Source organism: Streptomyces sp. CA-250714 (assembly GCF_050936705.1).
In the GTDB taxonomy this organism is placed as follows: Bacteria; Actinomycetota; Actinomycetes; order Streptomycetales; family Streptomycetaceae; genus Streptomyces.
Map to the genome: position 1 here is coordinate 2,440,415 of NZ_JBNJMI010000002.1, position 25,557 is coordinate 2,465,971.

Consider the following 25,557-nt stretch of genomic DNA (forward strand, 5'->3'; position numbering starts at 1 on the left):
ACCCAGCGTCTCAGGGGCCGGGTGCCCGTACGGGTTCTCCCGGCCCGCCGACACCAGAGCCACCCGCGGCCGGAGCTGCCGCAACAACTCCGGCTCCTGGTACCGCGAACCGTGGTGCGCGACCTTGAGCACATCGACCTGCGGCAGATCGGGCCGCAACGCCAACAGTCCCTGCTGCGCCCTTGGTTCGAGGTCACCGGCCAGGAAGAGCCTGAGGCCCGACGTACGGACGAGCAGCGTGACGCTCGCGTCGTTGGCACCCCCGCCTTCCTCCTCTCCCCCGCTTCCGCCGCCGATTCCCGCCGCCCCACCTGTCGGATCCCCACCAACAGGCATCGGCGGTGCCGGTGGCGGCCACACCACCTCCCAACGCAGATCCCCGGCACGCCGCCGCTCCCCCATGTGCGAGGCGTGCACCGGCACCCCCGCGTGCCGCGCGATCCGGCGCACGAACTCCGCCTGATCCGACGGCTCCGCCAGCCCCGTCGTCCGGATCGCTCCCACGCTCCGCCCCCGCAGCAGCCCGGGGAGCCCCGCCACATGGTCGGCGTGGAAGTGGGTCAGCACCACCAGCGGCACCGTTTCCACCCCCAGCTCCCGCAGGCACCGGTCCACAGCGGCAGGATCGGGCCCCGCGTCCACCACGATCGCCCCGCCGGCACCTCCTCGCTCCCCGTCCACAGCCAGCACCAGCGCGTCCCCCTGCCCCACATCGCAGGCCACCATCCGCCACCCCGTGGGCGGCCACCCGGTGAACGGCCGTACCAGCGGCACCGGACGCAGCATCGCCACCAGCAACCCCAGCGCGCAGGCGGCACCCAGCCACGGCCGGCACCGCACCGGCAACCGCGCCGCCACCACCAACACCCCGGCCAGTGCGGCCGCGAGCCCCAGCGCACCCGTCCATGTGCCGGGCCAGCCGATCTCGGCGCCCGGCAGCCCGGCCCCCGTCCGTGCGATGCCCGCGATGGCCCGCACCGGCCAACTCGCCAGCCACGCCAACCCCTTCGCCACCGGCATCGCCACCGGCGCCGCCCCCAGCGCGGCGAACCCCAGCACCGTGGCTGGTGCCACTGCGAACTCCGCCAGCAGGTTGCACGGCACCGCCACCAGACTCACGTGCGCCTCCAGCACCACGACCACCGGCGCACACGCCGCCTGCGCCGCTGCCGCAGCGGCCAGCGCCTCCGCCGCTCTTCCCGGACAGCCGCGCCGCCGCAGCGCCACCGACCAGCGCGGCGCCACCGTCAGCAGGGACGCCGTGGCCAGGACGGAGAGCAGGAAACCGAAGTCCCGTGCCAGCCAGGGGTCGTAGAACACCAGCAGCAACACCGCCGCCGCCAACGCGGGCAGCAGCGAGCGCCGCCGTCCGGTGCCGATCGCCCACACCGTGATCAGGCCGCAGGCCGCCGCCCGCAGCACACTGGGTTCCGGCCTGCACACCACCACGAAGCCGAGCGTCAGCAGCCCGGCCAGCACCGCTGTTGCCCGTAGCGGAAGACCGAGCCGGGGCGCGAGGCCCCCTCGCTCCGCCCGGTGGGCAAGGCCCGGCGGCCCGATGAGGACGACCAGCAGGATCGAGAGATTCGCTCCGCTCACCGCCAGTAAGTGCGTCATGTCCGTCGCGTGGAAGGCGTCTTCCAGCTCCTGGCTCAGCCGGGAGGTGTCCCCGACCACCAGTCCCGGCACCAGCCCCCGCGCGTCCCCGCCCAGCCCTCCGCTCGCCTCACGCAGACCCGCCCGCAGCTCACCCGCCGCCCGCTGCACGGCCGTCGGCCCGGTGACGATCTCGGGTGGACCAGGCCCCACGCGCAGCACCGCGGCGATGTCCTGGCCTCCTCGCCGACCCGCGGCAGGCGGCACCGACTGGGCCCGCACCCGTAGCCGGGTGGAGGGCAGCACCCGCAACCACGCGGCCCGCGACGCGGCGGACGCCGCCGGCTTCGCTCCTCCTCCGTCGCCGTTCTGCTCCAGCCGGACCAGGAGCAGCACCGGCGTACGCAGTCGGGTCCTGGCGCCGTCCTCACCCACCAGCGCGACCGCTTCGGCAGGAACCACCACCATCCCGGCCAACTGCTGCGCGCCCTGCGTCCTTGGCCGCGTCATCCTCGGATCTTTTGTGACAGTGGCCTCTACGGTCACCCGCGCCTGGCGCTCCGCCAGCCCGGGTAACGGCCCCCTGCGCAGGTCGGCCGCGTGCAGCGCCGCGCTACCGCCCGCCGCCGCGGCGCACAGCAGGGTGCCGGCCGCACCCACCAGCAGCGTCCGGCTTCCTCGCCGAAGGCGGACGCCGCGACCGAGGGCACCCCCAGCCGCCCCGAGCAGCCCCGCGGGCCCCTCGTTCCGCGCCGCCGCGGCACCTCCCCGGACCGACCAGACCAGTAGCCCGAGCCCCGCGATCCCGCAGAGCGCGACGCCGACCACGGCACGTTCCGCCGACGCACCCAGTAACAGGGCGGTGGCGGCCCATGCCGCCAGGGCGGGCAGCACCAGCCGCAGGTCCAGCGGCTCTTCGCGCACCGACCCCCCGTTGCCCGTCGTGGGATCCGGTGCGGGCGCCCCGCGCGCGGCTCCGTCCCCGGGGTCCGGCCCTCCGCCGCGCCTGGGCGGCCCGGCCCGGACCTCGGCCGACGGTCCGCCGCCGGTCACGGTGTCACCTGCGGCTTGATGTCCGCGAACCGCTTCTCCCCGATCCCGTTGACCTCCTGAAGCTCGTCCACGGAGCGGAAGCCGCCGTGTTCCGTGCGGTAGTCCAGAATGTGCTGCGCCAGCACGGGCCCGACGCCCGGCAAGGTCTCCAACTGCTCCTGGGTGGCCGAACCGAGACTGACCGGTGCGCCGGACGCACCGCTCGCACCCCCCGGACCGGCCGCAGCACCCGACGCGGCGCCAGAGCCCGGCGCCGGGCTCGCGGCGGCTCCTGCCCGGCCCGGCGCGCCCACCACGATCTGCTCGCCGTCCACCAGCAGCCGTGCCCTGTTCAGCCCGCCGGCGTCCGCTCCCTTGCGCAATCCACCGGCGGCCTCCAGCGCGTCAGCCACCCGGGAGCCCGCCGGCAAGTGCTGCACGCCCGGTTCGCGAACCTTCCCCGACACATCCACCACCAGCCGCTTGCCCCGTGCGGCACCTCCGGCGCCGGGAGCGCCCCCACCCGCGACGGGTGCCGCCGAAGCGCTGCCAGCCTCCCGGGGGCGCCCCGAGGCGCCCTCCTGGACATTCGGAACCGCGACGCCCTGGGGTCGTCCGGTCCAGAAGTGGTGGACGGCGAACCCGATCGCGACCAGCAGCACCAGGCAGAGCGCCACCAGCGTCTTCGGCTCGATCCCACACCGCACCCGCAGCCACACCGGCAGCCGCTCCTCCAGAGCGAGCCCCCAGCGCTCCCGCCACGACAGCCGGGCCGACGCCTCGTCCAGCTGCTCCTGCTCCCCGTCTCGCCGCCCAGTCCGCTGGTGCTCCTCCCGCCGCTGGTGCTCCTCCCGCCTCTCGTGTTCCTCCTGCCTCTCGGCGAAGAAGCCCGCGCCCACCCGCCCCGGCTCGGAGCCGTCCCCCGGTCCCGGCTCCGACCACGGCTCCCATTCCGGCTCCGGTCCCACCCCAGGACCCGCCGCCGGCTCCGGCCTTCTCACCAGCTGCCGGGGCGCCATGTGCTGCTCTCCCGGCGCCAGTTCGGCCGGTTCAGGACTCGATGGACCGTCCGGCCCCTCCACGTCCCCCTGCCGTCGGCGCCTGCGCTCCCTGCTGCGGTGCACGGCAGTACGCGCCGCCGCGATGGCATCGGCTCGCGGCATGACAGGGAGATCCGATTCGTCGGCGAGCCGCTCGACAGCGGGTCGCCCGACGGTGGGCCGCTCGACCATGGGACGTGTCCTCGTGCGGGGCTCGGGCATCGGGGCCTCACCCTGCGACTGCTCCGTCAGAAGGGACCGGGCGCGCGCCGCCGCGCGAGGCTCCGGAGCCGCCGGGCGCATACGCCGCGGCATGCGGTGGGCACCCCGACGCCCCGGGCCCGTACTCGGGGCGGCGCGCGGGCCCCGGGGCGGCCGACGACGCGGGGGACGACGGGTCCGGGTGCCGGTGCCGGGGCCGGGGCCGTCGACTCCGTCGTCAGCCGCCCGCTCCCCCTGCGGCTCGCCCAACTCTCCGTACGCGTCCTCCCAGGAGCTCCGCCCGTCCCACGACTCGTCCGGTGACTCCCCGCCCGCAGGCCGCGGACGTGCTGTTTCTGCTGCTCGTTCGCTCATGCCCACCGACGGTAGGCAGTCGGCGCCCACTGCGGTGATCTTGCTCGATTCCCGTGGATAACCCGGGAGTTGTGGAAAACTCGCTCACTCTTCCGAGGGAGTTCGCATCCATGGAAGTCCGCATCCATGCAAGCTCGCCCCCGAGGAAGTTCCCAGCCATGGGAGCTCACCCCCGCGGAAGCTCACCCGTGCAAGCCCACCCCCCAAGCCCCCTCACCTGAGCGAGAGCACAGCCCCCACCAGCCCCGGACCCGTGTGAGCCCCGATAACCGCACCGACCTCGCTCACATGCAGCTCGCCCAGCCCCGGCACCCGCGTGCGGAAACGCTCCGCGAGCTGCTCGGCACGTTCGGCGGCGGCGAGATGGTGCACGGCGATGTCCACCCGCGCCTCCCCGGCCCGTTCCACCACGATCTCCTCCAGCCGCGCGATGGCCTTGGACGCGGTTCTGACCTTCTCCAGCATCCCGATCCGGCCGTCCGCCACCTCCAGCAGCGGTTTGACGGCGAGCGCGGAGCCCAGCAACGCCTGGGCGGCGCCGATGCGGCCACCCCTGCGCAGATAGTCCAGGGTGTCGACGTAGAAGACCGCCGAGGTGCCCTCGGCACGCTTCTCGGCTGCTGTCACCGCCTCGTCCAGCGACGCACCCGCCTCGGCCGCCTCCGCGGCCGCGAGCGCGCAGAATCCCAACGCCATGGCCACCACCCCGGTGTCCACCACACGCACCGGCACAGGCGCCTCCTTGGCGGCCAGCAGTGCGGCGTCGTACGTACCGGAGAACTCGGCCGACAGATGGAGCGAAACAATGCCTGCCGCCCCCGCCTCGGCAGCGGCCCGGTAGGTGCGGGCGAAGGTCTCGGGGCTGGGCCGGGAGGTGGTGACCGGACGTCGTTCGCGCAGCGCGGTGGCCAGCGAGCGCGCGGAGATCTCCGTGCCCTCCTCCAAAGCCTCCTCGCCGAGTACGACGGTCAGCGGAACGGCGTCGATTCCATGCCGCCGCAGCGCCTCGGGCGGCAGATAGGCGGTGGAGTCCGTGACGATCGCTAGGGGGCCGTGCATGGAACGGAGGGTATCGGGCGGGCGAACGGAGCGACTCAGGAGGCGCTCCGCGGGCGCCGCTTGCGGAACGACGGCACCGAACTGTTCCGGTCAGCTGTGGGATCGGTCAGCGACGGGTCGAGGCCCTGCCCGGACGGCCCCAGCTCGGGCCGGGCGGCCTGCTGAGCCGACTGCCCGGCGGCGGAGGACGCTTCCTCGGCCGCAGCCGCGCCACTGTCTGCCGCGGCCCCCCTCGCCCCACCGGCGGCGGAACCGCTCGCGAACCCGCCCGCGGCCGAGGGGTCGGCCAACGGTTTGTCGCTCGCCGGGGCAGGGGTCCAGTGGCGCAGGGCGCCGGACTCGATGTCGATCCGGTCGCGCAGCGCGCTCAACCCCTCGGCGTCGAACTGCCGTGCCCGGTCCTGCGCCGCGAAGCGTAGCGAGTCCGCCGACTGCTTGATGTGCCGCATCCGCTCCCGCGCCTCGGGCAGCCGGGCGGCGATCCGGGAGTGGTCCGGCTCGCGCTCCATCAGCAGCCGCAGTTCGCCGTCCAGATGCCGGGCGTGCTCGTGGAGCCTGTCCAGAAGGTCGACGGCCTCGGAGAGGCCCGGGTCGTTCTGCGCGCCGGCCTCCAGCGCGACCCGCGTGCTGTCGATGGAGGCACGCAACTCCAGGCGGATACGGGCGGTTTCACCGACAGGACCGGGCTGTACGGAGCGCGCCCTGAGCACGGTCTCCTCCGCCGTGCGCCGCACCTGCGCCCCGGTGCGCTCAACACCGCGTTTGACGGCCCGCACCGTGCGCAGCGTGATGATCGTGCCGAAGATGAGGACGGCCAGTACGAACACCAGGCCGATGACGGCTACCACGTCCACAGGTCGCTCCTCCGTCGTCAGTCGCCCCGTCTCCGTTCAGCGTAAACGGGCGGGGGCGGCTCCAGGTTCCACAGAACCCGGAGCCACCCCCATGAAGTCCCGTAAGGGCGCGGCACCGGCAGCACCACGAGGCGCCCGCCGTCACTTACGCCCTGCTCTTTCGTGCTACGCCCTGGGTCCTCGCGCCGGGACGGTTGCCCAGGGCGATCAGGCGCGATCAGATCAGGGCGATCACGCCAGGGCGATCAGACCGGCCAATCACACCGGGCCAATCACGCCAGGACGATCACGCCAGGACGATCAAGCCGGAACGATATTGACCAGCTTCGGCGCGCGGACGATCACCTTGCGCACCTCCGCCCCGCCCAGCGACTTCACGATCACGGGCTCGGCCAGCGCCAGGGCCTCCAGCTCGGTCTCGGACACCGAGGGCGCCACCTCCAGCCGGGCCTTGACCTTGCCCTTGACCTGGACGACGCAGGTCACGGTCTCGTCCACCAGGTAGGCCGGGTCGGCGACGGGGAAGTCCTCGTAGACGACCGACTCCTCGTGGCCCAGCTTGCGCCACAGCTCCTCGGCGATGTGCGGAGCCAGCGGCGCGATCAGCAGCACCATGGTCTCGATGACGGAGCGGGGCACCTCGCGCAGCTTGGTGACATGGTTGTTCAGCTCCGTGATCTTGGCGATCGCGGTGTTGAAGCGCAGCCCGGCCATGTCCTGGGTGACGCCGTCGATCGCCTTGTGCACGGCGCGCAGCGTCGCCTCGTCCGGCTCGGTGTCGACGACGGTGACCTCGCCCGTCGTCTCGTCCACCGCGTTGCGCCACAGCCGCTGCAGCAGCCGGAACTGGCCCACGACCGCACGGGTGTCCCAGGGCCGGGAGACATCCAGCGGGCCCATGGCCATCTCGTACAGCCGCAGGGTGTCGGCGCCGTAATCGGTGCAGATCTCGTCCGGGGTGACGGCGTTCTTCAGCGACTTGCCCATCTTGCCCAGCAGCCGGCTGACCTTCTCGCCCTGGTAGTAGTACGCGCCGTCGCGCTCCTCCACGTCGGCGGCCGGTACGGCGATGCCGCGCGCGTCCCGGTAGACGTACGCCTGGATCATGCCCTGGTTGTACAGCTTGTGGAACGGCTCGGAGGACGAGATGTGCCCCAGGTCGTGCAGCACCTTCGACCAGAAACGCGCGTACAGCAGATGCAGCACGGCGTGCTCGGCACCGCCCACATACAGGTCGACGCCGCCCTTCGGCTGCCCCTCGCGCGGGCCCATCCAGTAGCGCTCGATGTCCGGGTCGACCAGCTTCTCGTCGTTGTACGGGTCCAGATAGCGCAGCTCGTACCAGCAGGAGCCCGCCCAGTTGGGCATGGTGTTGGTCTCCCGCCGGAAGCGGCGCGGGCCCTTGCCGTCGCCCAGGTCCAGGGTGACGTTGGTCCACTCCTCGTTCCGGGACAGCGGGGTCTCCGGCGAGGTGTTCGCGTCGTCCGGGTCGAAGGTGCGCGGGGAGTAGTCCTCGACCTCCGGCAGCTCCAGCGGCAGCATCGACTCCGGCAGCCCGTGAGCGATGCCGTCCTCGTCGTAGACGATCGGGAAGGGCTCGCCCCAGTAGCGCTGCCTGCTGAACAGCCAGTCGCGCAGCCGGTAGTTGACGGTGCCCTCACCCAGGCCGTGCTCCTCCAGCCACTGCCGCGTCCGCTCCTTGGCCTCGTGCACGCCCAGGCCGTCCAGCGAGATGTCGTCGTCACTGGAGTTGACGATGGTCGCGTCGTACGAGCTGAACGCGTTCTCCCAAGTCGAGGTGTCCGTCCCGCGGCCGTCGGTGGGCTCGACGACACAGCGCACGGGCAGCTCGAAGGCGCGCGCGAACTCGAAGTCGCGCTGGTCGTGCGCCGGTACAGCCATGATCGCGCCGGTGCCGTAGCCCATCAGCACATAGTCGGCGATGAAGACCGGGATCTTCTCCTGGCTGACCGGGTTGGTGGCGTAGGCGCCGGTGAAGACACCGGTCTTGTCCTTGGCCTCAGCCTGACGCTCGACGTCCGACTTGCCCTCCGCCTGCGCCCGGTAGGCGGCAACCGCCTCGGCCGGTGTCGCATGGCCGCCGGTCCACACCTGGTGGGTGCCCTCGGGCCAGACATCGGGGACGACGGTCTCGACCAGCGGGTGCTCGGGGGCCAGCACCAGGTAGGTGGCGCCGAACAGGGTGTCCTGGCGGGTGGTGAAGACGTCGATGTACGCGTCCCCGATGGGGAAGCGGATCTTCGCGCCCTCGCTGCGGCCGATCCAGTTGCGCTGTTGCAGCTTGATCGCCTCGGGCCAGTCCAGGTCGTCCAGGTCCTCCAGCAGGCGGTCGGCGTAGGCGGTGATCCGCATGTTCCACTGCCGCAGCTTGGCCTTGAAGACCGGGAAGTTGCCGCGTTCGGAGCGGCCGTCGGCGGTGACCTCCTCGTTGGCCAGTACGGTGCCCAGCCCCGGGCTCCAGTTGACCGGTGCGTCGGAGGCGTAGGCCAGCCGGTACTCGCCCAGCAGATCGGCCCGCTCCCGCTCGCTCAGCTCGCTCCAGGCACCCCAGCCCTCGGGCGTCTCACGGGCACCGGAGGCGAACTGCTCGACCAGTTCCTCGATGGGACGTGCCTTGCGTGCCTCGGTGTCGTACCAGGAGTTGAAGATCTGCAGGAAGATCCACTGGGTCCAGCGGTAGTACTCGGGATCGATCGTGGCGAAGGACCTGCGCTCGTCGTGCCCCAGGCCCAGGCGGCGCAGCTGTGCCGTCATCTGCACCATGTTGGCCTCGGTCGAGGCGCGCGGGTGGGTGCCGGTCTGGACGGCGTACTGCTCGGCGGGCAGCCCGAAGGCGTCGAAGCCCAGGGTGTGCAGCACGTTGTACCCGGTCATACGGGCGTAGCGGGCGTAGACGTCCGTCGCGATATAGCCCAGGGGGTGCCCGACGTGCAGCCCCGCACCCGAGGGGTACGGGAACATGTCCATGACGAACTTCTTGGGCTTGGCGGCCCGCTCCGGGTCGCCGCCCAGTGAGCCCTCGCCGGGGTTGGGCGCCTCGTAGGTGCCGTGCTTCTGCCAGAAGTCCTGCCAGCGTGCCTCGATGTCGGCGGCCAGGGCCGCCGTGTAGCGATAAGGGGCCGCGGTCTCGGCGGCAGTGGTCGTCTCGCTCATCGTCCTCAAAGCTCCATCGGTCGTCTCTGCCCAGCGCTCCTGAAACGAAAAAACCCCTCGCACAGGAGGGGGAGCCGCGCCGATCCCGGTCCACGGGAGAGGGACCGGTGCTGATTCAGCGCGGCTCGCTAAGCAGAAGGCGTACGGCACGCATAGCGCACAGGGTACCGCACCCACCGATCCCCCCGCCTGGAGCCCAGAACGTGAGACAGTCGCGCAAAACGAGAGGGGCCCACCCTCCAAAGGGGGTGTGGGTGGCGAAGCCCCCACAACGCGGCGAAGCCGCAAAACACAAAGGAAGCGAGGCGGCCTGCTTCGCAGGCACACCTCGCCTCTCGCTTCCGTGGAGCTAAGGAGAATCGAACTCCTGACCTCTTGCATGCCATGCAAGCGCTCTACCAACTGAGCTATAGCCCCAGATTTCTGGTCCGCCGGGGCTTCCCCGCGGCGGCTTCGCCAGCTTACACGGGGTACACCGCGTTGTGCCAAATCGCTTTCCGGTATGCCCCGAGCTGGGCGGAGCCCGCTCCCGATCAGCTCAGCCCCGCGGGTGCCGGTGGCACGACAGTCGATACGGTCGGCTCGTGAGCACGTTTCACCAGGCCGCCGAGAGCAAGTGGGCGCCGGCACTCAGGGGATACCTTGGGCTCAAGGGATATCTGCTGCGGCGGCCGGTCACTCTGGCGATAGCCCTGTCCATGGTCTCCTTCGCCGCATTCTGGGCCGCCCAGCGCACGGCGGATGTGTCCATGATCGACCTGATGGTCTACCGGGCCGAGGGCTGGACCGTGCGCAACGGTTACGACCTGTACTCGATGCGCGCCACCTACGCCGACCTGCCCGCCACCTACCCGCCCTTCGCCGCGCTGCTGTTCCTCCCGCTGACGCTGCTGGACGTGGCCGACATGCGCGGGGTGGCGACGTTCGGCAACCTCGCACTGCTGGTCGTGCTCGTCCATCTGTCCCTGCGACTGGTGGGACGTCCGCTGCACGTTCCACGGGGAGCTGCGGCACTGGGGATCGCCTCACTCGTGGTGTGGTGCGAACCGGTGTGGACGACGCTGCGCTATGGGCAGATCAATCTGCTGCTGGCCGCACTGGTGCTGTGGGACCTGACCCGTCGTCCGGGGCACCGCTGGGCGGGCGTGGGTATCGGGATCGCGGCGGGCATCAAGCTGACGCCCGCGCTGTTCGCCGTTTTCCTCACGCTGTACGGGCTGGTCCGCGGCTGGCGGCGGCTGCGGCGCACGGGCCGTACGGCGGAGCTGTGGAACCCGTGGCTGCGGCAGGCGACCGTTGCGACAGTGACCTTCCTGGGTACCGCGCTGCTGTCCGCGCTGGTGCTGCCGCACGACTCCCGGCGCTTCTGGGGCGGTGCCCTCTTCCAGTCCGACCGGGTCGGGCGTACGGAGATCTCGGACAACCAGTCCCTGAGCGGCGTGACAGCGCGTCTGCTGCACACCGGTGAGCCGGGCTGGCTGTGGGTGGGGCTTGCCGCGCTGGCGGCCGTGCTCGGCCTGGGCGCGGCTGTTGCGGCGGCGCTGGCGGGGCAGCGCGGGCTGCCGCACGGGACCGCCTGGGCTGTCGTCGCCTGTGCTGTCACCATGCTGCTGATCAGCCCGATCTCCTGGTCGCACCACTGGGTGTGGTGCCTGCCGCTGATGCTGCTGCTCGGCGTGGAGGCGCGGCGCCGCGGCAGTCGCCGCTGGCTGGCCGGGGCGCTGCTGGCCGACCTGGTGTTCTGCTCGTACGCGCTGTGGTGGGTACCCCGTGACGCGGGTTCCTCCCATCCGCCCGAACTCCACCAGAACGGCGGCCAGATGCTGCTGTCGGCCTGCTACCCGCTGGTGGGGACGGCGTTCTTGGTCGTCACGGCTGTGGTGGCGCTGCGCACACTGCGCGGACAGGGCGGAGGGCACGGCCCCGTGGAGCGGAGGACGGTGGCGAGGGCGGGAACGGTGGCCGAGGCGGGGGCTCAGGCCGTCGCGAAGGAGTAGAAACGCTTCAGCGTGCAGTGGGCTTCCAGCAGGCGGCCGTAGATCGGCTCGCCGTCCAGCTCACGGTAGGTCTCGATCGGGTCGCCTTTTATGATCAGGGCCCGGGCGCAGTCCTCGCACCAGTACTGATACTCGCTGTTGACCGGTTCCATGTCGCGGACGATCGGGGTGCCGCTACCGCACCAGTCGCACTTCCTGCTGTGGGCGCCCATCCCTCACTCAGCTCCAGATGTGGCCGCAAGCCGTGCACACGTAGGACACTCCTCCATTGTCGCCGAGCACTTGAGCGACGTTCGCAGAACCGCAGGACGGGCACTGAAGGTTGCACGGAGCGCCCCGGGAGAGCTCCGTACGGAGCGGGGAGCACCGAGGCGCGGGCCCGGAGCCGTCCTCGTCGAGGACCGTCGCCGACATCGCACTCGTCCCTCCCCTTCCCCCTTCCAGCCGTCACGATTCTGCCACGTTCCGGCTTCCGGCCTAAGGGCCGGTCAGCGATCCCCTGCCAATCCCCTTACCCGGCGCACCAGCCCGTTGAACGGGCCCGCCACAGCGCCCACCAGCGATCCGGTCACCAGTGCCGCGCAGGTGACGGTGAGCGCGTGGGCCGAGGTGGCGGCGGACGGCGCCGCACCCTCCACCCGCTCCAGGAAGACGGCGCCGAACAGTGCCACCCCGCTCAGCAGTCCGAGCTGCGCGGTGGTCACCAACAGGCCGCTGGCGTCGGCTGCTTCGCTCTGCCGCACGCTCGCCAGCGTGCGCGACAGTACGGGGTTGTAGGCGAGGGACATCCCGATTCCGCAGGCGGCCTGACCGACGTACAGCCAGGCGCCACCGTCACCGCCGTCCGACAGCAGCGCCCCCAGCCATCCGAACGAGGCCGCCGCGGTCAGGAACCCGGCGGCCGACAGCCGGGGGTGCCACGACTGCGGAAGGCGCCGCCAGTTCGTACCGACCACCGCGAACAGCACAGCTGTCGGCACCATCGCGAGTCCGGCCAGCAGTGCGCTCTGCCCCAGGCCGGTCTGCAGGTGCAGCATCAGCACCAGGACGAATCCGGCGTTGACCGCCATCATGCAGAAGATCCGTACGACAGCCAGTGGTACGCCCGGTGCTCGCAGGACCAGCGGTGAGATCAGCGGCCTGCCGCCGCGCCGGGCCAGCCGCATCTCGTAGCGCGCGAAGGCCGGAACGAGCGCGGCGCACAGCGCCAGGGATATCCACCCCCACAGCGGCCACCCCTGCTCCCGTCCGAGCACCACGGGAACGGTGAACAGCAGCAGCACCGCGCCGAGCAGGGCCAGCCCCGGCAGATCCAGGGCGCTGCGCTCCTCGGCACCGCCCCTGGCCTCATCGCGCACGCCCATCAGCCAGGGCGCGAGGGCGAGCAGGGCGAGGCCCACCGGAACGTTGATCAGGAAGACCGGGCGCCAGCCCCAGCCGAACAGGTCGGCGCTCACCAGCACCCCGCCCAGCAGCTGACCCGCCGCGGCGCCGACGCCGAGCACGGCCGCGTAGGCGCCCAGCGCGCGGGTGCGGGCGAGCCCGGTGAATGTGCGCTGGATCAGGCTGAGCACCTGCGGCAGCATCGCGGCGCCGCCCGCGCCCTGGACCAGCCGGAAGGCGATGAGCTGGCCTGTGCCCGTGGCCAGCCCGCAGGCCAGTGAGGCGACGGTGAACAGGACGAGGCCGCCCAGGAACACCCTGCTGTGGCCCAGCAGTGCGCCCAGCCGCGCCCCGGTGATCAGCAGCACCGCGTAGGCGATGGTGTACCCGGCGATCACCAGCTGGAGCCCCGCCCCCGAGGCATGCAGGTCCGCACGCAGGTCGGGGGCCGCGACGTTGACGATGAAGGTGTCCAGCAGCGCCATGAACTGGCCGGTGAGCACGATCGCCAGCAGCCACCCCGGGCGCGGGCCACGGCGTGCGGTGCCGGACCCGCTGTCAGTGGCGTGCTCTTTACTGAGGCTGCGGCTGTCGCGTATCCGGCGCTCGGAGGCCGGGTCCGCCGCCGGGGTGGAAGTCCGCGCGGCCGGAACGGGAGTAGCGGAAGACGAAGGAGCGAAGGTCATGCACAGAGCCTGGCCGGGCCGGGTCGAAGATCCCGAGAGCCCGGCGATGCTGGTACTGACAGCACCTGGCAGCCGTTGTGCGCTGCCACGACGATGGGGGATGTGACAGTCATCGCCGACACAGGAACGGAGCCGCAAGCGGGCGCTGCCGCCGGAACGTCGCGCACGGCAGGCCGGCGCCGCAGGTCCGAGCTGGCCGCATTCCTGCGCAGCCGTCGCGCCCGGGTATCGCCCGCCGACGTCGGCATGCCCCCGGGCCCCCGCCGCCGCACCCCCGGGCTGCGCCGCGAGGAGGTCGCCCAGCTCTCCGGCGTGGGTGTGACGTGGTACACGTGGCTGGAGCAGGGCCGTCCGATCAACGCCAGCGCGCAGGTCCTGGACGCGGTGGCGCGCACGCTGCGCCTGGACGAGGCCGAACGCGAGCATCTGTACCACCTGGCGGAGGTGCCCCGCCCGCCGTCCCCGGAGCGGATCGCCGAGACCGTCGAGCCGGAGGTGCACCGCATCCTCGGCGCGATGGACCCGATGCCCGCCGTGGTCTACAACGGCCGCTACGACGTGCTGGCGGCCAACAGCGGCTATCGGCACCTCTTTCCGGTCCTCGATCTGGTGGGCCAGCCCGAACGCAATGTGCTGTGGCAGCAGTTCGTGACGATGCCGCCGTGCTGCTGCCCGATCCTCAACCGGGAGGCGGAGCTGTCGCTGATGGTGGCGACGCTGCGCGGCACCTACGGCCGGCACGTCGGTGAGAGGCCCTGGGAGCAGTTCATCAGCCGGATGTGCGAGGCGAGCGAGGAGTTCGCGCAGCTGTGGCGCAGCGGGGACGTGGCCCCGCCCGGAGCGCGGATCAAGCTGGTGCAGCACGCCTCGGTCGGTCAGCTGCGGCTCAGCTCGACCTCGCTCCAGATCAGCGGCGCGGCCGAGACACGGATCGTGGCCTATGTGCCGCACGACGACGAGACCGAGGAGCTCCTCGCGCGGCTGCGGACGATAGAGGACCCGATGATCGGCTGCCCGGAGCACGCCCAGCCGCTGTCACGCATACACGAGCGACTGCTGCGCGCGAGCAGACGGAAGGCGGAGGAGCTGAGCCCGAGGGACGTGCGGCCCTGCGCGTCCCGCCCCGGCATGCCGGACGCGGGCTGACCGCCGTAGCCGTCCCGTCTGGGCACGCACATCAAAGATCCCGCCCTCCGTGAAGGAGGACGGGATCCGAGAGGTCCACGTGGAGCTAAGGAGAATCGAACTCCTGACCTCTTGCATGCCATGCAAGCGCTCTACCAACTGAGCTATAGCCCCGAGGACCGGCGCCGGAGCGCCGTGAACGAGATGCAGCTTAGCGGGTGGCCAGGCGGAATGAGAAATCCGGCCGCCCGCCGCCCTCGACGGCCGCTGAGCCGCCGGCGGCCTCAGTCGTCGTCGCCGAGCACCGGCTCGGGCAGGCTGCCCGCGTTGTGCTCCAGCAGCCGCCAGCCACGCACCGTCTCACCCAGGACGGACCAGCTGCAGTTGGACAGCCCGCCCAGCGCCTCCGAGGTGCTCGGCGGCAGCCCGATGAGCCGTCCGATGGTGGTACGGATGGTGCCGCCGTGGCTGACGACGACGAGCGTCCCGCCGTCCGGCAGCTTGTCCACGCCACGCTCCACCACGGGCGCCGCCCGCTCCGCGACCTCGGTCTCCAGCTCACCGCCGCCCCGGCGCACCGGCTCGCCCCGCTTCCAGGCGGCGTACTGCTCGCCGTAGCGGGAGACGATCTCCTCGTGCGTGAGCCCCTGCCAGTCGCCCGCGTAGGTCTCCCGCAGGCCCTCGTCGTGGGTGACGTCGAGACCGGTCAGCGCGGCCAGCGTCGCGGCCGTGGCGGCAGCGCGCTGCAGGTCCGAGGCCAGGATCGCGTCCGGGCGCAGTCCGGCGAGCAGCCGCGCCGCCCGCCGTGCCTGGTCGAGCCCGGCATCCGTGAGCGGGATGTCGGTCGAGCCCTGGAAGCGCCGTTCGAGATTCCACGCGGTCTGGCCGTGCCGCCACAGAACGATCTTGCGGTTCCTTACCGCCCCCGTGCCGTTCAGCGCAGTTCTCCGTCCAGTTCGTCCGCCTGCTCGGAGCCGGCCGCCATCGCGTTCGCGTGCTCGGCGGCCTTGCCGCGGGTCGCCTTGGCGTCCTCGGGGAGCTCCAGCTGCGGGCAGTCCTTCCACAGCCGCTCCAGGGCGTAGAAGACGCGCTCCTCGCTGTGCTGGACGTGGACGACGATATCGACGTAGTCGAGGAGCACCCAGCGGCCGTCACGCTCGCCCTCGCGGCGAGCGGGCTTGGCGCCCAGCTCCTTGTTCAGCCGCTCCTCGATCTCGTCGACGATGCCCTTGACCTGCCGGTCGTTGGGCGCCGAGGCGAGCAGGAAAGCGTCGGTGATGGCGAGTACGTCGCTGACGTCGTAGGCGACGATGTCGTGCGCGAGCTTGTCGGCCGCCGCCTGGGCGGCGGTGTTGATCAGCTCGAGGGAACGGTCCGTGGCGGTCACAGGCAAGGCTTTCGGATCGGAAACATCTCGTATTCCAGGGTCTCACGGCCGCGCGACCGGATTTCTGCCCTGCCGTCGCGGCCGTTCTTCTCAGTCCTTCTTCGCCGTCCCGGCCGGTCCTTGTTCGGCGTCCCGGCCGGTCTCGGCTGTCCCGGGCCCGGTCAGCCCCGGTAGTCGGCGCCCAGCACGACCGTGACGTCCGCGTTGGCGGCGCCCTTGGCCTTGCGGACTGTGCTGCCGGGCAGCCCCAGCGTCTTGGCGATCTCCGCCGCCTTGGCCTTCTGCCCGGCCTCGGCGTAGGTCACCAGGGACCTGGTGCGGGTGGTGCCCGTGCCACCCTTGACCACCGTGTAGCCGCCGTTGACCAGCGCGGCAGAGGCGGCGTTGTCCAAGCCGCGCTTGCCGGTGGCGTTCTTCAGGCTCACCCGGGGGGCCGCGTCGGGGTCGGAGTTCTTGACGCTGCCGCCGAGCACCTTCTTGACGACCTGGTCGCTGACCTGCGGGCTGAGCGTGCCGTCGGCCCGTACGGGCAGGGTCCGGGTGCGGTAGTCGCCCTGCTTGGCGCGGTTCGCCAGCTTGGCCAGCGAGGTGCCGAGCTGGGACTCGGACAGCGAGGGGTCGGGGATCTGGCCGAGCGACTCGACGGTCTTGGTGGCCGCTCCCGCGTCGCCGGAGAGCTTCTTGAGCACCGCCTGCATGACCTGCCCGAACCGGGCGAGCTGCTTGGTCTGGAGCTCTCCCGGGGCGCGGTAGGTGGCGTAGGCGACGGCGGCCCGTCCGTCCAGGTCCTGCCTGCTGCCCTGCTTGACCTGCGGACCTTCGCCCTTCTTCGCACCGGGCACGGTGGTGTCGGTGTTCACCGCGATACCGCCGACCAGCTCGACGAGGTTCTCCAGGTAGGGGGTGTCCAGCCGCCAGGTGCCCTTGATGCCGGAGCCGAGCAGGGTGTTCAGCGAGTCACGGGTGGGCCCGGCGCCCTGGTCCTCCACGGACTTTCCGAGTGTGGTCGTCCTGCCGTCCTCCGTGGAGACGGCCAGCGAGTTGGGCAGCAGCACGGTGGAGCCCTCGCCCGCGCCCTCGTTGTCCACGAGCAGCGCCGTCGAGCTGACTCCGCCCCGCTCGCGCAAGTGCACCACGATCACGTCCCGGTGCGCGCCCGCCGCGGCCCCACCGCTGCCCTGATCGTCGCCGGTGCCCGGCAGCATGCCCGCGTACCAGAGGTAGCCCACGCCTCCCGCCAGCACCAGCGCGAGGGCGACGACGAGTGCCACGACACGGTTGCGGCCCTTGCGCTTGGCCTCCTCGCGGCGCTCGGTGCGGCTCTCGGTGAATTTGAGCCAGTCGATGACGTCCTCGGAGTCGTCGCTGGTCTCCTCGACGAACGAGAACTGCTCGGTGCGGTAGTCGCCCTCCGTGCCGGAGGACGACTCGGTGCGACCGGAAGCGGCGCCGCCGGCCGCGGCTTGTGCCGGCCGGGCCTCGGCCGCCGACTGCTCGTACTGCTGCGCGTACTGCTGCTGATCGCCGTACTGCTGCTGCGCGTACTGACGGCCGTACGTTTCGTGCTGCTCCTGCTGCGGCGGCCGGCCCTGCGGGGGCAGCCAGTCGGGCTGCTGCTGCGTCTGCGGCTCGGTGTATGCGGGAGCCTGCTGTTGCGCGTACGGGTCGTAGGTGTCGTAGTAGCCGCCCTGCTGCGCCGGATAGCCCGCATAGGGGTCGTACGACGGGTTCGCGTCCTGTGCGGTGTACGCGTCGGGGCCGGGGCCCTCCTGCTGCGCTTCCTGCGGGCGGTATACGGGCCTGCCGTACTCGTCGTAGCCGGTGATCTCGGGCTGCCGGCCGTACGGGTCGTATCCGTAGCCGTCGCTCACGCTCGCGAGTCCCCCTCCGTGCCGCCCTCGTCGTGCCGGTACAGCGCGCGCTTGTTGATGTACCGCACGACGCCGTCAGGGACCAGGTACCAGACCGGATCGCCGCGTTCCACCCGGGCGCGGCAGTCCGTCGAGGAGATGGCCAGCGCGGGGACTTCCACCAGGGAGACGCCGCCCTGCGGCAGGCCAGGGTCGGCCAGCGCGTGCCCCGGGCGGGTGACGCCGATGAAGTGGGCCAGCGAGAACAGCTCTTCGGTGTTGCGCCAGCTCAGAATCTGCGAGAGCGCGTCGGCACCGGTGATGAAGAACAGGTCCGTGTCCGGATTGGCCTCGGCGAGCTCGCGCAGCGTGTCGATCGTGTACGTCTTGCCACCGCGGTCGATGTCGATCCGGCTGACCGAGAACTGCGGATTCGACGCAGTCGCGATCACCGTCATCAGATAGCGGTCCTCGGCCGGCGAGACCTCGCGGTGGCTCTTCTGCCACGGCTGCCCTGCCGGTACGAACACCACCTCGTCGAGGTGGAAGCGTGCCGCCACCTCGCTGGCGGCCACCAGGTGGCCATGGTGGATGGGGTCGAAGGTGCCACCCATCACGCCGAGCCGCCGCTTACCGGTCCCGGGCACTATGTCCTCTCCCATGCGGGACGACTTTACGCTCAGCGATCCCGGTCGGGCTCAGCGATCCCGGTTGAAGCGCGTGGTGATCCACAGCAGCAGGAACAGCGCCAGCAGCGCGCCGCCACCTGTCAGATACGGGTTGAGGCTCTCGTGCTGACCGTGCCCACCGTGCTCGCCCCCCGAGGCGAGGGTCAGCAGGGTGTCATGTGCGGTGCTGGGCAGAGTCATCGTCGCGGAACCTATCCCGTGAGGCGCGGACAGTTGGCTGCGTCGTCCCGGTGGCCGCAATCCGGTGAGCACACCGGCGCGGACGCGGAACTGCGCAGCCACATCGTAAGCGGGGACCCTCCGGCGCCTCACCCCGACTCATCCGGAACGCAACGGGAACGGCTCGCTCCGCGTCCCACCCTCTAGTGTGGACAGCCCAGTCGAAGAGGGGGAAACACCATGACAGACGGCACAGGCGGCACGGAACGCCTGCCGGGCCGCGAGAGGCGGCGCTTTGAGGGCATCTCGTCACGCGCTTACGAGCACCCGACCGACCGCTCGGCGCTGGTCGCGCTGCGCAAGCTGAGCGGGTTCGACACCGCGGTCAAGGCACTGAGCGGTCTGCTGCCGGAGCGCAGCATGCGGCTGTTGTTCCTCTCCGACTCGGTGCGGGTCAGCGACCAGCAGTTCGCCCATCTCAACGCGATGCTGCGGGACGCCTGTTACATCCTGGATCTGGAGAAGATCCCGCCGATGTACGTCACCCAGGATCCGAAGCCCAACGCGATGTGTGTGGGCATGGACGAGCCGATCATCGTCCTCACCACCGGCCTGGTCGAGCTCCTGGACGAGGAGGAGATGCGGGCCGTGGTCGGCCACGAGGTCGGGCACGCGCTGTCCGGTCACGCGGTCTACCGGACGATATTGCTGTTCCTGTCCAACCTGGCGTTCAAGGTCGCCTGGATCCCGCTGGGGAACGTGGCGGTCATGGCGCTGGTGACGGCGCTGCGCGAGTGGTTCCGCAAGTCGGAGCTGTCGGCCGACCGGGCCGGACTGCTGGTGGGCCAGGACCTCCAGGCGTCGATGCGCGGACTGATGAAGCTGGCGGGCGGCAACCACCTGCACGAGATGAACGTCGACGCCTTCCTGGCGCAGGCCGAGGAGTACGAGGCGGGCGGCGATCTGCGCGACTCCGTACTCAAGATCATGAACGTGCTGCCGCGCTCCCACCCGTTCACCACCGTGCGCGCAGCGGAGCTGAAGAAGTGGGCGGCCAGCCGCGACTACCAGCGGATCATGGACGGCCACTACCCCAAGCGCGCGGACGACAAGGACACCTCGGTCCGGGACTCGTTCAAGGAGTCGGCCAACCACTACTCCGAGTCGGTGCGCAACAGCAAGGACCCGCTGATGGGCTTCGTCCGCGACCTGGCGGGCGGCGTCGGCGATGTCGGCGGCAGGCTGCGCGACACCTTCACCGGCGGCCGGGGCGGCTCCGGCGGCCAGGACGGGACGAACGGGCGGGCTAACGGTTCGGACGGGAAGGATGGTCCGGGCTCGGCTGAGCGTTAGACGCCAGCAGCCCGCACATCGAGGCGGTGGACCGGCCCCGCGCGTACGGGTCGGTCCCCGCCTTTCCCGCGTCCTTGGCCCGCTCGCCCGCCAGCAGCGGCGTCAGCGCGTCGGCGGTGTCGGCACCGCAGTTCATCGGCCCGGCACGCATGGCGACCTGCCGCACATTGACCTGGTGGTCGCGCAGGTCCTGCCGCTCGAAGCGGAAGCGCACCTCGCGGCGTACGGAGAACAGGGACGCGCTCTTGCTCGCTTCCTGGGCCTCGCCCGCGCCCTCGGCCCCGCCCTTGCCCGTGTCGGCTGGGCGTACGGCGTAGACGAAGACATGGTCGGCGGTGACCTCCAGCCCGTCGCCGACCTCCTGGACCGCGAGCGTGCCGTCGACCCGTACCTTCGTGCTGGCCAGCGCTGTCCTGCCGCGGTCGAAGCGCACCATCCAGGCCGTGGCGGCGTGCCGTCCGTCGTTGCGGGGGTCCTCGACGCTCTGGTCGAACTGGCGCTGCTGGCGGGGGTTGAGCAGGACGCGCACCGGCCGCACGGCGCCTCCGGTGAGCACATCCGGGTCGAGCGAGCTCTCCACGACGTAGTCCTTGGCCACGGAGAGTGCGGCAAGCACCTGGCTCTCGGAGAAGTGGGCGCTGCTCCGAACGGGTGGTAGCGCCACTCCATCGGCCCCCGTCGCGAACCGGGCGGCGGGGCTGTTCTCGAACAGATCCGCCGGGGTGCTGCCGGGGACCGAGTCGGTGGGTGCCAGCGGCAGCACCTCGCTGTGCAGCGGCTCGGCGCCGGTGCGTACGGGGGACCGGTACGGGTTCCGTATGCCCATGTAGATGGCGGTGCCGAAGGCGAGGGCGATCAGCAGCACCAGGATCAGGCCCTGCCGGGAGAAGCCCAGGCCCGTCCTGCCGCGCTGCTCCGCCTCGGGGCGGGGGCGTACGGCGGCGTGCTCCTCGTCCTGGAGGCGCTCCTGCGCGGAGAACTCCTGGAGCCGCGCAGCCTTGATGAACGACTCGTCGAACACCAGGGATCGGTATTCGTCGTCGCCGCCGTTGGGAGCGCCGTCGGGCGTCCCGTCAGGAGGATCCACTCGCCCGCCCATAGGAACAGGGTAGGACCGACCGGGCGGACGCGAACGGCGCGGCCCCGGCCAACTTGCGGGAACCCGTTCATGCTGTTCCGCCGCTCGAGCCGACCGCGATGGGTCACCGTCCGGCCCGGCCACCGGACGCGTGCCGGGCCCGGCCGCGGGCCGGCCACCGGGGGCGGGCTCAGCCGCCCGGTGGCTCCGCTGAGACGCTGGGCAGGGCACCCGGCCCGCTGGGGTCCACACCCGTGGTGGCGGGCGGCGGCGCGGGGTCCTGCCGCTGGTTGGAGGTGCCCCGGTAGACGGCCGAGAAGGCGAGCGCCACCATGCCGATCCCCATCACGACGGCCAGCACCCAGGCGACGGGCCGCTGCCAGCCGCGGTGGCCGCGGTAGGGGCGCGGGCCCCCGCCGCGCGTCGCGTAGCGGCCGTAGGTGTGCCCGTACCCGAAGTCGGAACCGTGCTCGAACGCGGGGTCCAGCTCCGGGGGGCAGCCCTCGGAACCGTCGTACTCCAGGCGGTAGTCGGAGCGGTCGAAGCGGCCCTCGTCGTCGTCCGGGTCGTCGTCGTAGGGGTCGTCCGCGTCGCCGAACTCGTCGTGCGGGAACTCGCCATCGTGGCGTCCGTAGCCGAAGCCGTCCTCCGCGGCCCGGAGGTTCTCCCGCTCCGCCTGCTCGGCGTGCGACTGGGCGGAGGCGAGTATCCGCTCGGCCGCGCTCGGCTCGTGGACCTCGGCCGCGCGTACGAAGTCCTCGTCGAGCACCACGGACGCGAACTCGTCGTCCGCTGCCCCGTGGTCGCGGTACTCGGGCTCCTCGCCGTCCGGGAACGGCCTGCCCCCCACGTCGTCCGGCACGCGATCCAGCGTAGACCTATGCCATCAATTTGGGCAGGCCCGGAGGGAACCGGGAGGAAAATCGGTGCGGTTCAGTCCCGGATGTGACCGTCCCCTGTGACCACGTATTTCGTGGAGGTCAGCTCCGGCAGACCCATGGGACCGCGCGCGTGCAGCTTCTGCGTGGAGATCCCGATCTCGGCGCCGAAGCCGAACTGGGCGCCGTCCGTGAACCGCGTGGAGGCGTTCACCATCACGGCGGCGGAGTCCACCAGCGCCGTGAAGCGGCGGGCCGCGGCGGTGTCGGCGGTGACGATCGCCTCGGTGTGCCCGGAGGACCAGGCGCGGATGTGCTCGACGGCGGCGTCCAGCGAGGGCACCACGGCCGCCGCGATGTCGTACGAGAGGTACTCGCTCGCCCAGTCCTCGTCGGTGGCCGGCAGCACGGTCCGGCCGGAGGCACCGGCCGCGGTCTGCCAGGCGTTGTCGCCGTGCACGGTGACGCCCGCGTCGGCGAGCGCTTCGAGGGCGCGCGGCAGGAAGGCGTCGGCGATCCCCGCGTGCACCAGCACGGTCTCGGCGGCGTTGCAGACGCTGGGGCGCTGGGCCTTGGAGTTGACGAGGACGGCGAGCGCGGTGTCGATGTCGGCGCGCTCGTCCACGTAGACGTGGCAGTTGCCGGTGCCGGTCTCGATGACGGGGACGGTGGACTGCTCGACCACCGTTTTGATCAGCGAGGCGCCGCCGCGGGGGATCAGCACGTCCACCAGGCCCCGGGCGCGCATCAGCTCGGTGACGCTTTCCCGGCTCTCGCCGGGCACCAACTGCACCACGTCGGCGGGGAGTCCGGCCTTGGCGACCGCGTCGCGCAGTACCGCGACCAGCGCCGTGTTGGAGGCGTGCGCGGAGGACGAGCCGCGCAGCAGCACGGCGTTGCCGGACTTGAGGCAGAGCGCGGCGGCGTCGACGGTGACGTTCGGGCGTGCCTCGTAGATGATCCCGACGACGCCCAGTGGGACCCGCACCTGGCGCAGCTCCAGCCCGTTGGGCAGCGTCGAGCCGCGCTGCACCTCGCCCACCGGGTCGGGCAGCGCGATCACGTCGCGGACGTCGGCGGCGATGGCCGCGACCCGGTCGGGGGTGAGTGTGAGGCGGTCGACGACGGACTCCGCCGTGCCGGCGGCACGCGCCTTGGCGACGTCGGCCGCGTTGGCGGCGACGATCTCGTCCGTCCGCGCCGTGAGCGCCTCGGCAATGGCCAGCAGGGCGGCGTCACGGGTGGCGCGAGAGGCGGGGGCGAGGTCGGCTGCCGCAGTCCGCGCGCGGCGGGCCGCCTGAACGACGGGGGTATCGGATGCGCTCATGGCGCGCATGGTAGTCGGGCCACCCGGCGGGCCGCCCCGGCGTCTCAGCACGGTGTCCCGGAGCGGCGTCCCGGAACGGCGTCTCAGAACCGGCGTCTCAGAACGGGTGCACCCCCATCGGGCTCGCGGGTGGCGGCCCGTAGCCCTCGGCGACCCGCTGGTGGAAGGTGTCACGGCCGATCACCTCGAGCCCCACGATCTCCCAGGGCGGCAGCTTGGCCGAGGACCGGTGCTCGCCCCACAGCCGCAGCGCGACGGCGGCGGCGTCGTGCAGGTCGCGGGCCTCCTCCCAGTACCGGATCTCGGCGTGGTCGTTGGCGTAGCGGCTGGTCAGCAGGAACGGGTGGTCGTGGGCGAGCTGTTCGAGAGCACGCCGTACGTCGGCCAGCGGCGCCTCCCGCCCCGCGACGCTGAGCGTGATGTGCCAGAGCCGCGAGCCGACTCGTGCCTCGGGCTGGGGAGAAGACGCCATGTCGACGCTGGCCAGTCGTCTCACCGGTGGCCTCCTGAAGTGGTACTGGTGCTGCTGCGCTGGTGTCGGTGGGGTTGCTGGTGCTGTGATGTCCGAGAGTGCTGATTGTGACTGACGGTGCCACTCTCGGGACGGTGCGTGCACGTGCGGTTGCACGTGCTGCTCGCATCGCCCGCGTCAAAGTTGACCAGTCCGAGGGCGCGCGCGGGGCCGTTTTGCGGAAGGTGTCCGTGGAAAGGCTGGACTTTTTCCCGTACTGCAACCGTTCGCCCGAATCAGATGCGCAGCGGACAGCACCGGTCAGGGGCCCAGCGGACAACACCGGTCAGGGGCGCAGCAGTACGAGGTCGTCGCGGTGGACGACCTCGCGCTCGTAGGCCGGGCCCAGCTCCCTGGCCAGCTCGTGCGTGGTGCGGCCGAGGAGCCGGGGCAGCTCCTTGGCGTCGAAGTTCACCAATCCGCGCGCCACGGCGCGTCCCCCGGTGTCCCGCAGCTCCACCGGGTCGCCTGCCGAGAAGTCACCCTCCACCCCGGCGATACCGGCGGGCAGCAGCGAGGTACGGCGGTCCACGACGGCGCGCACGGCGCCCTCGTCCAGGGTGAGCGCCCCGGTGGGCGTGGACGCGTGCGCGAGCCACAGCAGGCGCCCCGCCGCGCGCCGTCCCGTCGGGTGGAAGTACGTGCCCGTCTCGCGGCCCGCCAGTGCGTCGGCAGCGTGCACGGCGGAGGTCAGCACCACCGGCACACCGGCGCCCGCAGCGATGCCCGCGGCCTCGACCTTGGTGACCATGCCGCCGGTGCCGATGCCCGCGCTGCCCGCGCTGCCGATGTCGATGCCCTCCAGGTCGGCGGGGCCACGCACCTGGGAGATGCGGCGGGTGCCGGGAGTGGCGGGGTTTCCGTCGTAGAGGCCGTCCACGTCGGAGAGGAGGACCAGCAGATCGGCCCGGACGAGATGGGCGACCAGCGCGGCGAGCCGGTCGTTGTCGCCGAAGCGGATCTCGTCGGTGGCCACCGTGTCGTTCTCGTTGACGATCGGTACGGCGCCCATGGCCAGCAGCTGGTCCAGGGTGCGGTAGGCGTTGCGGTAGTGCGCCCGTCGGCTGGTGTCGTCCGAGGTCAGCAGCACCTGGCCGACGCGGCGGCCGTAGCGGGCGAACGAGGCCGTGTAGCGGGCCACCAGCAGCCCCTGGCCGACACTTGCGGCTGCCTGCTGGCGGGCCAGGTCGCGAGGGCGCTTGGCCAGCCCCAGCGGCGCCAGCCCGGCGGCGATGGCCCCGGAGGAGACCAGCACTATCTCCCGCCCCGGGAGCCCGGCCTGCTCGGCATCCCCGGGCTCGGCGTCGATGTGCTTGGCCAGGACGTCGACGAGGGCGTCCACCCGGTCGGCGTCCAGCCCGCCCGCCGCGGTGGTCAGCGAGGAGGAGCCGACCTTGATGACGACGCGGCGCGCTTCCCGCACGGCATTACGGGCCGCCCGCTCACTCTCGGTGACGCCGTCGTACCCGCTGCGGCTCTCCCCTGCAGCGCCCGCCACGCGCCCTGTCCCGCTGTCTCCTGTCACGCCCGTACGTACCCCTCGCACCTGTGCCGCCGCGGCGGTGGGGCGCCGCTGTGCGCCCGTGACCCGTGACCCGCCGTGCTCCTGTCTCGCAATCTACGTCAGCGCTGGTCCGGGCCGCTCATCCGTTTCGCGCAATGGACGCGTGAGGATGGTTACCTTTGACCAGGTAAACACGCATCCGGGACCGGCGAAGATTGTCACTTGACCCACGGGCGTCATACGGTCAGTGGTCAACCCTGGCCACCGTCACCGGCCACCCCTTTGCCATTCCCGTCGAC

General features: G+C 71.7%; 20 protein-coding genes, 2 tRNA genes and 1 pseudogene. 3 read left to right on the plus strand and 20 right to left on the minus strand.

From position 1 onward, the window contains the following. Window positions 1–111: 111 nt before the first annotated feature. From ACQEU8_RS29860 to ACQEU8_RS29885, 6 genes and pseudogenes are all read right to left on the minus strand, one after another. Window positions 112–2,106 (minus strand): annotated as a pseudogene (locus ACQEU8_RS29860) (ComEC/Rec2 family competence protein); the annotation flags it as partial. A 539-nt stretch (window positions 2,107–2,645) separates the two neighbouring features. Next, entirely contained in the window at window positions 2,646–3,860 is a 1,215-nt protein-coding gene (locus ACQEU8_RS29865; RefSeq protein ID WP_433106551.1) for a helix-hairpin-helix domain-containing protein, read from the minus strand. Between the two features lie 597 nt (window positions 3,861–4,457). Further along, a complete protein-coding gene (locus ACQEU8_RS29870) occupies window positions 4,458–5,303 on the minus strand; it encodes a DegV family protein (RefSeq protein ID WP_433106553.1) in 846 nt (281 codons plus the stop codon). Window positions 5,304–5,338: 35 nt separating this feature from the next. Next, a complete protein-coding gene (locus tag ACQEU8_RS29875; RefSeq protein ID WP_433106555.1) occupies window positions 5,339–6,157 on the minus strand; it encodes a hypothetical protein in 819 nt (272 codons plus the stop codon). A gap of 300 nt (window positions 6,158–6,457) precedes the next feature. Continuing rightward, window positions 6,458–9,331 carry a leucine--tRNA ligase gene (gene leuS / locus ACQEU8_RS29880; protein ID WP_433106557.1) on the minus strand — a complete coding sequence of 958 codons (2,874 nt, stop codon included), beginning with the start codon at window positions 9,329–9,331 and terminating at the stop codon, window positions 6,458–6,460. 344 nt (window positions 9,332–9,675) lie between these two features. Beyond that, window positions 9,676–9,748: transfer RNA gene (locus ACQEU8_RS29885), tRNA-Ala, on the minus strand. Window positions 9,749–10,029: 281 nt separating this feature from the next. Here ACQEU8_RS29885 and ACQEU8_RS29890 point away from each other — a divergent pair. Continuing rightward, the gene (locus ACQEU8_RS29890) at window positions 10,030–11,328 is read left to right on the plus strand and encodes a glycosyltransferase 87 family protein (RefSeq protein WP_433108817.1); all 1,299 of its coding nucleotides are present in this window, start codon (window positions 10,030–10,032) and stop codon (window positions 11,326–11,328) included. On the opposite strand, the gene ACQEU8_RS29895 is transcribed toward ACQEU8_RS29890, so the two are convergent. The 3 genes from ACQEU8_RS29895 to ACQEU8_RS29905 all read right to left on the minus strand — a co-directional run bounded on the left by ACQEU8_RS29895 (window position 11,307) and on the right by ACQEU8_RS29905 (window position 13,397). Further along, a complete protein-coding gene (locus tag ACQEU8_RS29895; RefSeq protein ID WP_433106559.1) occupies window positions 11,307–11,540 on the minus strand; it encodes a hypothetical protein in 234 nt (77 codons plus the stop codon). The two genes, ACQEU8_RS29890 and ACQEU8_RS29895, sit on opposite strands and share 22 nt — an antisense overlap. Window positions 11,541–11,547: 7 nt before the next feature. After that, window positions 11,548–11,742 (minus strand): hypothetical protein, encoded by a 195-nt coding sequence (locus ACQEU8_RS29900; protein WP_433106561.1) that lies wholly within the window; start codon window positions 11,740–11,742, stop codon window positions 11,548–11,550. A 74-nt stretch (window positions 11,743–11,816) separates the two neighbouring features. Then, window positions 11,817–13,397, minus strand: coding sequence for an MFS transporter (locus ACQEU8_RS29905; protein ID WP_433106563.1), 1,581 nt, complete (start codon window positions 13,395–13,397; stop codon window positions 11,817–11,819). A 93-nt stretch (window positions 13,398–13,490) separates the two neighbouring features. Here ACQEU8_RS29905 and ACQEU8_RS29910 point away from each other — a divergent pair, with 93 nt between their 5' ends. After that, entirely contained in the window at window positions 13,491–14,543 is a 1,053-nt protein-coding gene (locus tag ACQEU8_RS29910; protein WP_433106565.1) for a helix-turn-helix transcriptional regulator, read from the plus strand. 80 nt (window positions 14,544–14,623) lie between these two features. On the opposite strand, the gene ACQEU8_RS29915 is transcribed toward ACQEU8_RS29910, so the two are convergent. From ACQEU8_RS29915 to ACQEU8_RS29940, 6 genes are all read right to left on the minus strand, one after another. Next, a tRNA-Ala gene (locus ACQEU8_RS29915) sits at window positions 14,624–14,696 on the minus strand. Window positions 14,697–14,806: 110 nt separating this feature from the next. Then, window positions 14,807–15,460 (minus strand): histidine phosphatase family protein, encoded by a 654-nt coding sequence (locus ACQEU8_RS29920; RefSeq protein ID WP_433108819.1) that lies wholly within the window; start codon window positions 15,458–15,460, stop codon window positions 14,807–14,809. Then, window positions 15,457–15,909, minus strand: coding sequence for a ribosome silencing factor (gene rsfS / locus ACQEU8_RS29925; RefSeq protein ID WP_433106567.1), 453 nt, complete (start codon window positions 15,907–15,909; stop codon window positions 15,457–15,459). The genes ACQEU8_RS29920 and rsfS overlap by 4 nt, the downstream gene beginning before the upstream one ends. 161 nt (window positions 15,910–16,070) lie before the next feature. Next, window positions 16,071–17,780 (minus strand): LytR C-terminal domain-containing protein, encoded by a 1,710-nt coding sequence (locus tag ACQEU8_RS29930; protein ID WP_433106569.1) that lies wholly within the window; start codon window positions 17,778–17,780, stop codon window positions 16,071–16,073. Continuing rightward, the gene (gene nadD / locus ACQEU8_RS29935; protein ID WP_433106571.1) at window positions 17,777–18,421 is read right to left on the minus strand and encodes a nicotinate-nucleotide adenylyltransferase; all 645 of its coding nucleotides are present in this window, start codon (window positions 18,419–18,421) and stop codon (window positions 17,777–17,779) included. The genes ACQEU8_RS29930 and nadD overlap by 4 nt, the downstream gene beginning before the upstream one ends. Before the next feature lie 36 nt (window positions 18,422–18,457). Further along, window positions 18,458–18,628, minus strand: coding sequence for a hypothetical protein (locus ACQEU8_RS29940; protein ID WP_433106573.1), 171 nt, complete (start codon window positions 18,626–18,628; stop codon window positions 18,458–18,460). Between the two features lie 219 nt (window positions 18,629–18,847). Between ACQEU8_RS29940 and ACQEU8_RS29945 the strand changes: the two genes are divergently transcribed. Then, window positions 18,848–19,960: a M48 family metallopeptidase gene (locus ACQEU8_RS29945; protein WP_433106575.1), complete on the plus strand. Its 1,113-nt coding sequence runs from the start codon at window positions 18,848–18,850 to the stop codon at window positions 19,958–19,960. Here the strand turns inward: ACQEU8_RS29945 and ACQEU8_RS29950 are convergent. The 5 genes from ACQEU8_RS29950 to proB form a co-directional block, all read right to left on the minus strand. Next, window positions 19,914–21,059 (minus strand): hypothetical protein, encoded by a 1,146-nt coding sequence (locus tag ACQEU8_RS29950; RefSeq protein ID WP_433106577.1) that lies wholly within the window; start codon window positions 21,057–21,059, stop codon window positions 19,914–19,916. The genes ACQEU8_RS29945 and ACQEU8_RS29950 overlap by 47 nt on opposite strands. 169 nt (window positions 21,060–21,228) lie before the next feature. Then, window positions 21,229–21,900 carry a hypothetical protein gene (locus ACQEU8_RS29955; protein WP_433106579.1) on the minus strand — a complete coding sequence of 224 codons (672 nt, stop codon included), beginning with the start codon at window positions 21,898–21,900 and terminating at the stop codon, window positions 21,229–21,231. A 71-nt stretch (window positions 21,901–21,971) separates the two neighbouring features. Further along, window positions 21,972–23,252 carry a glutamate-5-semialdehyde dehydrogenase gene (locus ACQEU8_RS29960; RefSeq protein ID WP_433106581.1) on the minus strand — a complete coding sequence of 427 codons (1,281 nt, stop codon included), beginning with the start codon at window positions 23,250–23,252 and terminating at the stop codon, window positions 21,972–21,974. Window positions 23,253–23,340: 88 nt separating this feature from the next. Further along, the gene (locus ACQEU8_RS29965; RefSeq protein WP_433108820.1) at window positions 23,341–23,715 is read right to left on the minus strand and encodes a hypothetical protein; all 375 of its coding nucleotides are present in this window, start codon (window positions 23,713–23,715) and stop codon (window positions 23,341–23,343) included. Window positions 23,716–24,040: 325 nt separating this feature from the next. Continuing rightward, window positions 24,041–25,177, minus strand: coding sequence for a glutamate 5-kinase (proB, locus tag ACQEU8_RS29970; RefSeq protein ID WP_433108822.1), 1,137 nt, complete (start codon window positions 25,175–25,177; stop codon window positions 24,041–24,043). Window positions 25,178–25,557 lie beyond the last annotated feature (380 nt).